Source organism: Candidatus Steffania adelgidicola, assembly GCF_020541225.1.
GTDB lineage: Bacteria > Pseudomonadota > Gammaproteobacteria > Enterobacterales > Enterobacteriaceae > Steffania > Steffania adelgidicola.
In genome coordinates, this window is sequence record NZ_CP045889.1 from 478,330 (window position 1) to 492,885 (window position 14,556).

Annotated in this window: 9 protein-coding genes and 1 tRNA gene; 3 read left to right on the forward strand and 7 right to left on the reverse strand. The window is 35.3% G+C overall.

The features are described 5' to 3' along the window. Nucleotides 1–743: 743 nt before the first annotated feature. The 4 genes from rplI to efp all read right to left on the reverse strand — a co-directional run bounded on the left by rplI (nt 744) and on the right by efp (nt 3,113). A complete protein-coding gene (gene rplI / locus GFK82_RS01210; protein ID WP_226811255.1) occupies nt 744–1,196 on the reverse strand; it encodes a 50S ribosomal protein L9 in 453 nt (150 codons plus the stop codon). Between the two features lie 36 nt (nt 1,197–1,232). After that, nucleotides 1,233–1,460, reverse strand: coding sequence for a 30S ribosomal protein S18 (rpsR, locus tag GFK82_RS01215; RefSeq protein ID WP_226811110.1), 228 nt, complete (start codon nt 1,458–1,460; stop codon nt 1,233–1,235). Between the two features lie 221 nt (nt 1,461–1,681). Continuing rightward, nucleotides 1,682–2,074 carry a 30S ribosomal protein S6 gene (gene rpsF, locus GFK82_RS01220; protein ID WP_226811111.1) on the reverse strand — a complete coding sequence of 131 codons (393 nt, stop codon included), beginning with the start codon at nt 2,072–2,074 and terminating at the stop codon, nt 1,682–1,684. A gap of 472 nt (nt 2,075–2,546) precedes the next feature. Next, complete coding sequence (gene efp, locus GFK82_RS01225) at nt 2,547–3,113, reverse strand: elongation factor P (protein WP_226811112.1); 567 nt, start codon at nt 3,111–3,113, stop codon at nt 2,547–2,549. A 1,181-nt stretch (nt 3,114–4,294) separates the two neighbouring features. On the opposite strand from efp, the gene GFK82_RS01230 reads away from it, so the two are divergent. Next, a tRNA-Pro gene (locus GFK82_RS01230) sits at nt 4,295–4,368 on the forward strand. A 2,138-nt stretch (nt 4,369–6,506) separates the two neighbouring features. Here the strand turns inward: GFK82_RS01230 and GFK82_RS01235 are convergent. Continuing rightward, the gene (locus GFK82_RS01235; RefSeq protein WP_226811113.1) at nt 6,507–6,644 is read right to left on the reverse strand and encodes a hypothetical protein; all 138 of its coding nucleotides are present in this window, start codon (nt 6,642–6,644) and stop codon (nt 6,507–6,509) included. 871 nt (nt 6,645–7,515) lie between these two features. On the opposite strand from GFK82_RS01235, the gene guaB reads away from it, so the two are divergent. Together guaB and guaA are read left to right on the forward strand one after the other, a co-directional pair. After that, the gene (guaB, locus tag GFK82_RS01240) at nt 7,516–8,979 is read left to right on the forward strand and encodes an IMP dehydrogenase (protein WP_226811114.1); all 1,464 of its coding nucleotides are present in this window, start codon (nt 7,516–7,518) and stop codon (nt 8,977–8,979) included. A 69-nt stretch (nt 8,980–9,048) separates the two neighbouring features. Next, nucleotides 9,049–10,626 (forward strand): glutamine-hydrolyzing GMP synthase, encoded by a 1,578-nt coding sequence (gene guaA / locus GFK82_RS01245; protein WP_226811115.1) that lies wholly within the window; start codon nt 9,049–9,051, stop codon nt 10,624–10,626. A gap of 434 nt (nt 10,627–11,060) precedes the next feature. Here the strand turns inward: guaA and GFK82_RS01250 are convergent, their stop codons facing one another. Then, a complete protein-coding gene (locus GFK82_RS01250; protein ID WP_226811116.1) occupies nt 11,061–11,447 on the reverse strand; it encodes an Hsp20 family protein in 387 nt (128 codons plus the stop codon). Between the two features lie 2,380 nt (nt 11,448–13,827). After that, the gene (locus GFK82_RS01255; RefSeq protein ID WP_226811117.1) at nt 13,828–14,331 is read right to left on the reverse strand and encodes an Hsp20 family protein; all 504 of its coding nucleotides are present in this window, start codon (nt 14,329–14,331) and stop codon (nt 13,828–13,830) included. Between the last annotated feature and the right edge of the window lie 225 nt (nt 14,332–14,556).

Here is a 14,556-nt window from a genome sequence, read left to right on the forward strand (position 1 = left end):
TTTCTCGGAGATAAAAGGTAATGTCTCTATTTTTTTTCGTTCTCTTTTAGTATCCAATATATCATCCTTATGAGTTATGCTGTCTTAATATTAGTAGTATCCTGATACTTTAGCTGCGATTTTGTGTTAGATAAATAGGTAAGCAGTAATTAAATCGCAAGATTTATATGATTATGAAAAAAGCAATTTCACTAATTAACTTAGTGCGGGAATGCGATCATTGATAAGAAATGTTGATAATATTAATTATCTGGTGATTTAGAGGGATTATTTAGCGCTATTGGCATAAACCATGCTGAGTAATGATCATGGGTCCGATATTGAATTAATATATTTGAATTACGGTTAAAAATATCTAGACGACCTTAATTCCCCTTTTGAAAAAACATCAAAAGTCTCTTGACTATAACTGTTAGGATTGAGAACAGTCACCTTACTATAAAAGTAAGGGTATTTAAGGTCAACATTTTATCACAATTGAGTATGTGATATTAAATTAATCGTATAATTACTAGTGGATCAATGGGTTATACCAACCCTGGTGTTATATCATCCTTGATGATATTAAATATTAAAATGAGAGTAATGTACTTATTCTAGCTCTCATATATCTGTGAGAGCATAATAAAACTTGTTGTTTTGATGACAAAACATATCGCTTTTATAGAGCGAGAGCACTGAAATTTACATATTGAGATTCAATAATTTTTAAAAATTGTGTAAGCATGCATTTTATCTTATGGTTATGCTTTTGGAGCAATGAGCACATTGAGAGTGGCGAAAACTTCTTTGTTTACTTGAATTCTGATGCAGAAGTTACCTGTAGTACGTAACACTCCGTGAGGAAGACGTATTTGATTTTTAGTGACGTTTACGCCGGCATCGGTGATGGCGTCAGCTATGGCACGGGCACCGATAGAACCAAAAAGTTTACCTTCTTCACCTGCTTTAGAAGTGATGGTTATACTGCCTAGTGCAGTAATTTGTGCGGCGTAGCATTCCGCTGTTGCTTGAGCTTCGGCTAGTTTAGTTTGAAGTTCAGTCCGCTTAGCATTAAAAAACTCCACATTTTCCTTGGAGGCTAGCACCGCTTTACTTTTTGGCAAGAGATAGTTACGAGCATAACCGGATTTCACGTTTACTTGTTCACCTAAACTACCTAGGTTAGTAAGTTTATCAAGTAGAATGACTTTCATCATCTGCTCCTCTACAGTTTACTGGAGAATAAAAAATTACTGATGACGATCAGTATACGGCAACAGGGAAAGGTAACGCGCGCGCTTGATAGCACGTGCTAACTGACGTTGGTATTTGGCGCCTGTACCCGTAATTCTGCTTGGAACAATTTTACCGCTTTCAGTGATGTAGTTTTTCAGAGTTGCAATGTCTTTGTAGTCAATCTCAACAACGTCTTCAGCGGTAAAACGGCAGAACTTGCGCCGCCGGAAATAACGTGCCATAGAGCTAGTCTCCAGAATATTTTAAATCAAGCATGTATAGCGTTTAGGCTCATGTCGCTGGAGTCAATGTGACCTTGATTGCAACTATAAACCCTTTTAGGATATATCTGTGTGCTTACCCGGTGGGTGATTCTCGATCAATCATAGAATTATGCTGTAGTAAGAAACATCAATAATTCATAATTTTAGGTAGAATGTAGAAGATTTATCATTATCACTGATTATTCTTCAGAATCCCTAGCACCAGACTCATTAGTTTCGGCACCAAAATCTTCACGGTGTTCACGGTGTTCGTCTTTCGGTTTCAACATTGGTGAAGCTTCAGTTACTGCATGTTTGACGCGCATGATCATACCGCGGATGATAGCTTCATTGAAGCGAAAATCTGTTTCTAGCTCGTCAATTACTTTCTGCGACGATTCTACGTTTAGTAGAACGTAGTGAGCTTTGTGCAGTTTATTAATTGGGTATGCTAGCTGGCGTCTTCCCCAGTCTTCTAATCGATGGATCTGACCTTTATCACGCGTGATAAAGGTAGTATAACGTTCGATCATTCCATGAATCTGTTCACTTTGGTCAGGATGAACCATGAAAACTATTTCGTAATGACGCATGAAATTGCTCCTTACGGATTATTTAGCCTCCTGGCATGGTCAACTGCTTTCCATGGAAGCAAGGAACGTGATAATTTACGGTGCGGCTTAGAATTAATGTTCTATTCTACTTGTCTTCATTCATCAATACAAGCACAGCGTAAAATTATTTTTGATGTGTACATATGGCAATTGATATGCAATGATCAGTACTGTTTTAAAGTACGGAAAACTAGCAACAATCGCAGTGATTATGCTTTAGGAATTTCATAGCCAACATTTTTTTGATTGATCAACTCGCTAAGAGCGTTAGGATGAGGAATCCGTAATAAGCTACAACATAGAGTTGCTCTAAATTGCATATGAATATTACTTTTCTTGGCGTTGAGTTATACTGATTTAATTGGATTTAAAGCTAGACAAATTATGTCTCTTAATCAGACCTTGGTTTATGTTCCATAAACGCTAGAAAATCGGCATCCTCAACTACATATTATTTCACACGGGATACATATTCACCAGAACGCGTGTCTACTTTAATCACTTCCCCGATTTGAACAAACAGTGGGACTCGTACCAGTGCACCCGTGATTAGTGTAGCCGGTTTCCCGCCTGTTCCAGCGGTATCACCTTTCAGACCCGGATCGGTTTTGGTTATTTTTAACTCCACAAAGTTAGGTGGCGTTACAATAATGGGTTTAGCATTCCAGAGAGTGAGTACACATTCAGTTTGTTCTACAAGCCATTTAGCATTGTCTCCCACGGTTTTAGCATTAGCAGCTAACTGTTCAAAGTTTTTATTACTCATGAAATGCCAGAATTCACGATCATTGTAAAGATAGGTTAAGTAGACATCTATTACATCAGCGGCTTCTACCGAGTCACCGGATTTAAAGGTTTTTTCCAGTATTTTACCAGAGACTAGTTTACGCAGACGGACTCGATTAAAAGCTTGTCCCTTCCCAGGTTTTACAAATTCATTATGAATAATTGCGTACGGTTCACCATCAAGTATGATTTTAAGACCGGAACGGAATTCATTGGTATTATAAGATGCCATGGTAGTCCTTTTAATCTTAAATGTTACATCTTGAAAAATGGTGTTTTTTAAGCGGGTTAAATAGTTTACTAAATTAATTCCAGATATAAAAAGTTTTAGTAACCTTGTAGTAAGGTAATAATCTATTTTCTGCATATTTTTCATATACACGTTAATTATGTTTCCTGGCAAAACTCTTCGTTTGCCAGGAAACATAGATTTATTAAGTATAGTATTTTAGTGAAATATTTTTGATGTTTTTATTGTGTGTTTTTTCTTAATTCTACAAATCGCGTTTTATTAGATAGATATCTAATACGAGTCATTAATATTAAAGATAACCCCATAAATAATCTATGAATTAATTGTATAGAAAGCGATCAAAAATAATCTAATGGTATTAGTTTATTCTGCTAAGGAATATTGTGTGATTATTTCTTTCTGTTCTATACCCACTCATGATTAAGAGTAATCCATATAATAGTTTTACACTATTTTTCTGAGTATTTTATTGAAAATCGGCACATGGTGGTATAAATAATGATACCAATTTCTAATCTTGTTTACATGAGATGATGGTTATTGGAAAGCGCTCTACAGAGTTCCCTAAAGTAAGGCGTTTTTAACCTCTTGGTAGAAAGCATTTAAATATTGTTGTTTATACATGCTCCATCAATCCTGATTGCATAATTATGCAATGTGTTTTGTTTGTTTCTATAATATTGAGACAAGCACTCAATCTATGAGTCTTTTTACGCAATTTGAATGGTATATATGTTATATAAAAGAGAGTCATAAGATATTTATAGAGTTTTTTAGAACTGTGAAGTTCGCTAATAGTAGAGAAAAATATGCATATGACTGCTTAATGGGCAGAGTTTGATATAGAACTCACCGTTTGAGTTTATTGTACTATCTCAAAACGAAGAATATAATCAAATACTTTAATTGATGCATAAACCATCGCCATAAAGTTACCAATTCTATTGTAGTAAAAGAGTGGACTTGATAGTATAGTTGTACTATACGTACTGGAGTATAGTCTCTAGGTTTTTCGGACATTATTAGTATATACGGATGCATTAAAATTTATTAAACAGTAAACATAAAACATTAATCTGATCCAGCAAAGAGATTGACGCTTGTTATTTTAGTAACAGCATCATATGAATCTTAGTATTAGCATCATATAAAATGTATCGCGGTGAGTGGCGCAGCCTGGTAGCGCAATACGTTCGGGGCGTATGGGTCGGAGGTTCGAATCCTCTCTCACCGATAATGTCGCAAGAGCAGAATATGAAATTCTCAGCTGCATGATATTACATATCAATATATAATCTTGAAGACTTTTTCTCTTTTGGTTTTGGTATGACGGTTGTGTAAGATTGCTGATATACTTACAGTGGCTGGATTTTGGATCAAGTATGTAAACACAGAAAAAGTCCTTAGTGTATATTTTTTGGTTTGTTTCTGCTTTTTCTTCTATTTAGTTTCTTTTCGCATTCCTAAGAGGAAGATTCTTCTTGAAAAGAAGAATGAGTAGGATTTCCTTCGCATTTTTTGTGAATTTCAATAAGAATTGATAATTCTTATTGAGTAGAAATATCAAATTAGATTGGGTATCTAACCTTACAGCTACGGAATTTTTATTCCAATGCGATCCAGAGCTAAGATGATTTTTATATTTATCCCTATAAAAAGTCAAAAATTATTTGTCTTTTTGAGTGCTAATTTTCTTAGATTTAAACGATGATCTGTCAGTCCTGTGACAGGATCGATTGGTAAACAACAGGTCCCTATTGGAAATAGGGAAACTAAGATCGTACGAGAAACGTTAGGATTAGATCAGATTATCGCATTATAGGCATAAATGCAAACCTCTTCAATCTTACTGATCTCTGTACTACTGAAAAACTATTTTACGTATAAAGAATGTATCATATTTATATATCCCTTCTTGGCTATCTAGGAATTCAGTAGTTTCGATAATGCGCTGTGCTTTAAATTCAGTACTGAACAATAATCGAAGATTATTAAGCACGATTCTGAACAAACAATATATCTTTTTATGATGATGTAAATTACTTAGTAATTTGTTCATATGCAAGAGTAAGAATTAAATGAAAACTCGATACTGTAAGACTTAGTAAAACGACCTTCATTGTGATGTGACTATCCGTGTGATATCAGTTAACTTAACTAAGCCCGAAAATTTTAATATAAACTATATATTTTATATTCCATTAGATATCACAAAAACAAAAAAAATTTTATTATAACATAGATACTCATCAATATAGTTTATGTAACGTACTTGTAAATATAATCAGTTAAATATATTAATCAGATACTGGAATTTATCCGAGATATCATCTTCATACAAAGGATAGTCTAATTCGCGTTAACAATTTTAATTTGATAAAAATCCCAGAAATCATATTGTATTTGTTATTTTTTTTATAAAAATATATTTTTATGAGATCAATTGTGATATTAAGTAAATGTAGAACGTTTCTAAAAGATATTAGGGGAATCAAAATATCTAACTTTTTAAAAGTTAGCGAATCTAATCTATTTATTGTCTATCACGAGTTAAATTTTATTTGATAGTTTATAACGCTCATGGTTATCTATATTATGTTCTATATGCAGGAAGAGTTAAACTGTATCATATGATTTTAATCAGGTAATATACCTGCTTAGGTATGTGAAAATTATTTTTTTAAAAGATTAAATATTTTTAATGTGATATTGTGTTAATTATAAAATTTATTAAATAAGTCAGATTGATTCCTTAATGAAAACCAAAGTAGTCAACTTTATATCCAGAATATACTCTTACACTTTGTAAAAACAAGTCCTGTGCCATTATATGGAACAGTTTAGTCGAATGAGAATGGGTGATTAGACATTCCTATAAATAGTTCGAACCTCATAGGTTGCGGAGTGCTCTGGAATACCTAGTTCTCTACCAAACCATCGCTAATCTGGATGGTCAGCTAATTACTATAGCGTATAACTCGTTTTTTTACTACTTCGCCAAAGTTATCGGCGAAGACGCTAACACCCCATTTTTTAAGGTTTCCAGCGGGCTAAGGCCCGCTAGCCGAGCGGATAAAGTTATAAAATATGATGTTATAAGTTAACGTCGCGGTTTATTCTTTGCGTCCATTGTTAAAGCAAGACCTGTAGTTGAGTCTTCACCTCGTTTGTAGATAAACATTATGGTATCTTTGCATTTGGAGAAGGTATCTCTCTAAACTGTGATTCAGTTGGCAAGGCCGTTCTCAATAAGGCGATTTTCTGCTGAGTGAGCTGAGTTCTTGAATGTGGTGGAGGTCGACGGTATTTTAAGGCGACTTAGTCGTTCTGGAGTTATGTAAGCAAGTAATCCATTGCTATTTCTAATTTCAATTATTGAGAGTGCAGTTGACCCAGAAGCGTTACCTGATTACGGCTGACTATTTCATCGGACGATGATGGTGTTGGCAAATAAAAATTAGCAATAAAATTAGCGATATTTACGTTGGTAACATAGCGGACTACACTCACTACCGGTTGCTTATTATTAAAAATCGACTGTGCTAGTTTTTATTATTAAAATAGGCAAGTTTCTCTCGGGAAACCCTCTTAGGACTGAGGAGGGAGAGATTATGCATTCTGTGCGTTTATTAGGAATATCGATAGTACGTATATTCTGTGCTGGTGTGTTCTATTCTTATCCTATACAAAAGATAAAGTATCACTGTGATCGCCAGATCACGTTGTTTTAGAATCTGTAAAATATTATGTAGCACTGTACCGTTAGCAGTGGTAATCAACCCCCATGCAGCGAATAGAATGGGTAGTGGTTACTGAAAATATTTCTTAAACCACGCCTTTCATTGCTTAATTGTTGTTTAAGCTGCTAAAACTCTTATTTTAGTAATCTCTCACCACACTTAGTGGCATGTTTTTGTCAAGGCGTTGATAGTTTCCGCGTGCTTCATAAGGCGTGAGATATACGCGTACTCATACTTATTGACCGTTTCAGGATGACAATTTGGTTTGAGAAAATGGATGTAATACAACATTGTGCGCTCGGTTATGCGAGATTGGCTTTGAGTGTGAAAAACTAGTAATTAGATGCGGGCTATGATGAAAAAAATAAGATATTTTACCTGCGAACCAAATTTGATTGAGATTGCTTTCCAGAAGTGTACGCACTATGTGATTCAGTTTGTTAATGGTTAGCACCAGATTAGAAGAAGCACCATGCACATAAAAAAGTTGGACTCTATCAGAAAGCTGTAACGGATTTATACTTTTTAAAAAACTATAAGCAAGAATTTTAATAAATAGTGCTGGAGTAAACCGATTGCGTTCTGTATATTGCCACGGCAATATTTTATTTGTTTCACGTTTACTGTGATGAGATATTGCTATGTTACGTATTCTTAAAGAAGCTCTAACGTTCGATGATGTTCTTCTCCTTCCTGCTCACTCTACGGTACTACCTAACATGACCAATCTTAGTACCCGACTCACTCAGAAAATTCGTTTAAATATTCCTATCCTATCTGCGGCAATGGATACAGTAACTGAATCTAGTTTGGCTATTGCATTAGCGCAGGAAGGGGGGGTTGGTTTCATTCATAAAAACATGTCTATCGCACGCCAGGCAGAGGAAGTGAGTAGGGTAAAACGCTATGAAAGCGGAGTCGTTACTAACCCACAATGTGTCATCCCCAATACTACTTTGTTTGAGGTTAAAAAACTGACTGAATATCATGGTTTTGCTGGTTATCCGGTAGTGACGGAAGAACATGAATTGGTAGGGATTATTACTGGCAGAGATGTTCGTTTTGTCACGGATTTAAACCAGCCAGTTTCTGCTGTCATGACTCCAAAAAAGCGCCTGGTAACAGTAAAAGAAGGTGAAACTCGTGAAGTTGTGCTTTCTAAAATGCATGAAAAGCGCGTTGAAAAAGCACTAGTAGTGGATAACCAATTCCATCTTCTTGGTATGATTACTGTAAAAGATTTCCAAAAAGCGGAACGAAAACCTCATGCTTGTAAAGATGAGTATGGCCGTTTGCGAGTGGGCGTAGCCGTGGGTGTTTCTGCTGGCTATAAAGAACGTATCGCTGCTTTAGTTAAAGCAGGAGTGGACGTCTTGCTTATCGACTCTGCCCATGGACATTCCGAAGGGGTGCTACAATGTATCCGTGAAACACGAACCCAATATCCCGATCTGCAAATTGTCGGAGGCAATATTGCCACTGGTTCCGGCGCACTCGCGCTTGTAGCGGCAGGTGTGAGTGCAGTGAAAGTAGGTATTGGCCCTGGTTCCATTTGTACGACCCGAATCGTCACAGGTGTGGGAGTACCGCAGATTACTGCTATCTCTAATGCGGTAGAAGCGCTAGAAGGTACGGGTGTTCCGGTCATTGCTGACGGCGGTATTCGCTTTTCCGGTGACATTGCAAAAGCAATCGCCGCTGGCGCTGAATGCGTCATGGTAGGCTCGCTCTTAGCAGGTACCGAAGAGTCACCCGGCGAGATTGAACTCTTCCAGGGTCGCTCCTTTAAATCTTATCGCGGAATGGGGTCGTTAGGGGCGATGTTAAAGGGTTCCTCAGATCGTTATTTCCAGACTGCTAATTGCACTAACAAACTTGTTCCGGAAGGGATAGAGGGCCGTGTGGCTTATAAAGGCCACCTAAAGGAGATCGTTTATCAACAAATGGGTGGGTTACGTTCCTGTATGGGATTAACCGGTTGTGCTACTATTACAGACCTTCGTACTAAATCCGAATTTGTCCGTATTAGCGGCGCTGGTATGCAGGAGAGCCATGTTCATGACGTCGTTATCACTAAAGAATCCCCGAATTACCGCATGAGTTAATAGAGTTTTTATATTTCCTTTATAGTTGGATAATAATATTTATATGCTATATGTTAGAATGTACCATTAATGATAGAAAATAGTCATCAATTCCAAATATTAATTCTGGATTTTGGATCACAATACACTCAACTGCTTGGTCGAAGAGTAAGGGAACTAGGCGTCTATTGCGAAGTCTGGCGCTGGGATGCAACTGAAGTAAAAATACGAGAATTCAATCCCCGTGGAATTATTCTTTCTGGGGGGCCGAATAGTATCTCGGCACTTGATAGTCCTCGTGCGCCGGAGTACGTCTTCCAAGCGAGTGTACCGGTGCTAGGAATTTGCTACGGTATGCAAACCATGGCGATGCAGCTCGGCGGAACAGTACAGAGTTCTTCTTCACGCGAGTTTGGATATGCCCAGGTTGAAGTTTTAATTGATAGTTTTTTATTGAGAGACATTCAGGATGCTATTGATTCTCGTGGGATCCAGTTATTAGATGTTTGGATGAGTCATAGTGATAAAGTCACCGCTATTCCGGTGGATTTTCTTACTATCGGAAGAACTAAAAACTGTCCATTGGCCGTTATAGCCAATGAAAAAAAACGTTTCTACGGTGTCCAGTTTCATCCAGAAGTCACTCATACTCATCAGGGCCAGCGCTTGCTAGCACGTTTTGTACTTGATATTTGCCGTTGCAAACCACTGTGGACGCCCACTAAAATCATTGAAGACTCCGTTTCTCGCATTAGAGAACAGGTCGGTGATTCTCGGGTAATTCTTGCTTTATCTGGCGGCGTAGACTCCTCGGTTACCGCGATGCTATTGCATCGCGCTATCGGGCAACATCTTATTTGCATATTTGTTGATAACGGCCTTCTACGTCTTAATGAAGCTGGTCAGGTAATGAAAATGTTTAGTGAGGATTACAATCTAGATATCATTCTTCTTCTAGAAGAAGAAAGGTTTTTTTCCGCTCTAGCTGGTATCAACGATCCAGAGATGAAACGGAAAACCATTGGTCGGGTGTTTGTAGAAGTATTTGAAGAACAGGCTCTTTATCTTAGCGATGTGAAATGGTTGGCTCAGGGTACTATTTATCCCGATATCATTGAATCCGCCTCTTCAACTACTGGTAAATCGCATTTTATCAAATCTCATCATAATGTCGGGGGCTTGCCAAAAGAGATGAATATGGGCTTACTGGAACCTCTGAAAGGATTGTTTAAAGATGAAGTTCGCCAGATAGGGTTAGAGTTAGGATTACCGTACAATATGCTTTATCGTCATCCATTCCCTGGGCCTGGTCTAGGCGTTCGGGTGCTTGGCGAGATAAAAAAAGAATACTGCAATTTATTGCGTTGGGCTGATGCAATCTTTATTGAAGAGCTGCACAAGGAAAATCTGTATAATAAACTCAGTCAGGCTTTTACAGTATTCTTACCCGTGCGTTCTGTTGGCGTGATGGGTGATGTTCGTAAATACGACTGGGTGATTGCACTACGTGCTGTAGAAACTATTGACTTTATGACCGCTCATTGGGCAAAGCTTCCCTATGAGTTTTTGGGGCATGTTTCTAACCGTATTATAAATGAAATAGATGGTATTTCCCGTGTGGTATATGACATTTCCGGTAAGCCGCCTGCCACGATTGAGTGGGAATAACAAATGTGCAGTTTTTATATCATAATTCTTCATCTTCTGCTTCACCATTGACTTAGAAATATATTTCTGTACTGTACTTTTCAGGAAAGCTAGTGATAATTATTTTGCTTTTATATCTTTATAAAAAGATAAAGGTTATCATTGATTATTTTCTTCAAGACTCAATTTTATAAGATGATTTACAGTATTTAGTCTTATGACCTTAATTTGTTCTAATTTGATCTGGATTTGTAGTACCACGGTAATAATTAAATTAATTAAAGTGAGAATCACACTCGATTTTTATTTGGTTGACTGATACAAACGTTGCAAGGGGATATATAACTAAAATCGTCTACTTTTATATTTAAGTAAAAATCGAATTTTTAATTGTAATCCCTCCTAGGATAAATCTTGTATTTTAAGATTAAGACGCGTCTCTTGGGGCGTCTTAATTAATCCCCATTGTACTTCAACACTCCATCTGATTTGTTTGTAGTAATAATTGAAATTTTGGGGGGCTGTTCCTGTGCAGGGATATCATAGGTAAATAGTAGGATTAGTAATCCGTTATCGAGATTAACTTGCTGGATCTTTATTCTATGTTCAAGGTTAAAGTTTAAAGAGAATTCACTTTTCTTCATCCCTTCATGTAACCATTGGAGATTATCTTTTTCCTTGGTCGATGCTTTTTTCTCAATTTTTGGTTTATCGCTAATGGTTAATTGATGATTTAGCAATGATATATCGATTTCATCTTGAGTATAACCTGGTACGCTTACCCTTACTTCATAATGTTCTTTATCTTTCTTTAGGACATTATAAGTAGGCGTATCAGCCACGGGGGTCTTCTCCAGTAAGATGACTAAATAGATTATCTATTTGCATAATACGATCAGAAAGCAGATTGTTGCTTAATATTGGTAATAAGAGAGAAAGAACGATAGTTCATATTATGCTCCTTTAACATATGTTCAATAAAACTTATCTGCAGGTTATCAATATAAGGTCTATGAGTGATATCACAATTACTGTCATCGAATTATAAAATATAATAACTGTTGTTACAGTTACTAGTAATGGTCGTCAAATCACATATTAATGTATTATTTTCAAAAAATAGTGAAGAGGATGTGGTCATCTAGCGATTAAAAATTTCATCACTATTTAATTTTAAAACAACATATAACGCATTTTTTAGCATGAGGAATGCTGTTACCGGATTTATTATGAGAATTACTGTACAGCTGTATTGCTGAATATTTGTATCTACATTCGTTTTAAGTTAAGAAAAATATACAGTGCTTCTTGTTTCTCAATTGGGTATAAGGTTAACTAGTCATGCTCGAGATAGTAAAATATTAGAAACATTATTTTTTCCGATTTATTTTTGAGTGAGATTATATGGATAATACATTCTTCTGTGTAAAAAAATATGTCTTTAGTCTTTAACTAAGAGTGATGATACTAACATCATCTAGTTAATATAAGAAGCGTCTTTGTTTTAGGATTATGAGGGGGATATTCTTTATTGGTTAAAGACGTTTTTCTATTTTTAAAAGTAAGATCGTTTTCCTACGATCAGTACCCTTCTCTCGCTGAATGATTTCTGAACAGAAATACGTAAACATCTATATTCTTTCTGTATCAAAAGAAAGCGTAGTGCTCTATTTATTTAGATGAATACAGAGTGGGAGAGTTCCTTAAAATAAAACAGAAAGTAGTTACGGAAAATCACTTAAAACAATACAAAATGAAACTTATATGTTTTTTATATAAATAATAAAATACTCTACGTATTTCATGTTTTTTTACAAAAACCAAGATTTATAACTAATAAAAAACTATTTTCTTGATACTGAATAAGTATCTCTTATCGTGAGATAGTGGGTTCTAAAACGATATAGAAAAGCATGTATGGATTGTCTTATGGACCTCAGAAAATATATAACTAGAAGGGAATATAAATGTGATTGTTTATATGAATTGTTGAACATACTCCCCTTTTATCTATAACTATAAAGTATAGTCAAGTAATGTTGTTGACATGCAGAGGATATGCTGAAATTCGTGCGTTTCTTTTCTGTTCAAGGTTTGTAATTACATGGAGTTAAATTACGTGATTTTGGAATTAAAGTGAGAAAATAAAAGAGAAAGATAATTTGCAAATTATATTGTTTATAATGCGGTCAAATTTAGATTGATAGATGTAGAGATATAGACTACTACGAGCCCAGATTATTTAATCTAATTTTATATAACAGGTATTGGTTGATGCTGTATTGACTCTCTTTTAGAGAGAAGTATACCAGCTGAGATCGTTGTTCTTTAAAGCACGTGCTGACATGCATTATCATCGCATCACTCTCTAACAATTTTAAAGACATGCATGTTTAAGAATTCTAGTCATTGATACTAAAAGAACACGCGAGACCTGGTATAAAAACAGGGTGTTTGCTCAAATCGTTTCCTATATCTTTTTTACGATACAGTGAACATTCAAAAAAAGAAGAACTCCATTAAAACTAAAATACTCTGTTCTTAATTTAGATTTGGATAGAATTATCTAAATGAAAAGATACGTCAGATATTAATTCGAATCAATAGGGATAATATCAAAAAGCATGAAGGAGTAAAAGTTTTTATTCAATGGATACAAAAATATATGTTACCGCCTGTATGTTTAAAACATGCCATGATATATTTTGTTAAATTTGATAACCAATAATATCAGGTTAAGAAAAGCAATGATGTCTTTACTTGAAAGACTATTATCCCCCCATCGGATATTATCCGAGGGTGTTTTAAAGTTGATCTTGAATAATGATTGATTGAGAAATCTTCTCCTTGAAATAAGGAATGAGTAAAAATATCAAAGACTAGAAATAGTATTTCCAGAGATCATCAAGCGTATTATGTAAAATGAGAAATGATTCCATTTTACCCAGATTTGATAATTTTTTAGTAGATGTATACTAAAGCATAAACTAGAAAGTACCATATTACATTTTATTCATTAATGTAATATGGTTGTATTTTTGGATGAATATTGGAATCAAAATCAGTTTTGTTTTTAGATAAAACAAAGAAAAGAATGATGTATGTAATAATATTTAATATCACTTTCATTATATATTTAATGTAAATCTTGCTTACTATAAGCGCGTTCAGTAATACACTCTTCCTTATGAAGAGAAAAAACGCCCCTGACTGGGGCGTTTTTTAGTCTTTATTATGCTCAAGTGTTCGACTTGATCTATTTTTTAAGCCAATGGAGATCTTTTGTGGTTTTTCCTCTTGGGGGAGTTCACAAGTAAATCGAAGCGTTAACAATCCATTGTCTAGATGCGAATCTTGAATGTGTATCTTGTGTTCAAGGTTAAAACTTAATGAAAAATTAGTTTTTTTAATGCCACAATGAAACCATTTTACACCGGTTTCTTTTTCAGTCGTTTCAGTTGCTTTGTTTTCTTCACCTTGAACTTTACCCATGATGGTAAGGTGGTTATTGAGTAAAGAAACATCCAGTTCATCTTGTGTATAACCCGGCACGCTTACCGTCATTTCATAATGCTCTTTATCTTTTTGTAAAAGATTATAAGCAGGCGTATCAGTTACGGGGTTTTCCCCGGTCAGACGACTAAATAGATTATCTATTTGTGTAAAGCGGTCCGAAAGCAGATGATTACTCAAGGCCGGGATGAATGAGAAAGAACGATAGGCCATATTGTACTCCTTTAAAGATATATAAAATAAAACCCACTTTTATAATGGGATCACTTAGCGATATTTCAAGTACGAATCATCAAGATAAGAAAAACAATATAACCTTAATTATAGATACTATTTGAGAGTTTTTAACGTATATAAATACATAGATTGTTGTATTTGTTAAAAAAATTAGACGGAAACTGTGTTGAGGTTTTTTAGTATCCAAGATTTTTATTAAAG

Coding starts and splice junctions, on each gene's coding strand:
- rplI (WP_226811255.1), bottom strand. CDS start 1,196: ATGAAAGTCATTCTACTTGATAAACTTACTAACCTAGGTAGTTTAGGT.
- rpsR (WP_226811110.1), bottom strand. CDS start 1,460: ATGGCACGTTATTTCCGGCGGCGCAAGTTCTGCCGTTTTACCGCTGAA.
- rpsF (WP_226811111.1), bottom strand. CDS start 2,074: ATGCGTCATTACGAAATAGTTTTCATGGTTCATCCTGACCAAAGTGAA.
- efp (WP_226811112.1), bottom strand. CDS start 3,113: ATGGCATCTTATAATACCAATGAATTCCGTTCCGGTCTTAAAATCATA.
- guaB (WP_226811114.1), top strand. CDS start 7,516: ATGTTACGTATTCTTAAAGAAGCTCTAACGTTCGATGATGTTCTTCTC.
- guaA (WP_226811115.1), top strand. CDS start 9,049: ATGATAGAAAATAGTCATCAATTCCAAATATTAATTCTGGATTTTGGA.
- GFK82_RS01255 (WP_226811117.1), bottom strand. CDS start 14,331: ATGGCCTATCGTTCTTTCTCATTCATCCCGGCCTTGAGTAATCATCTG.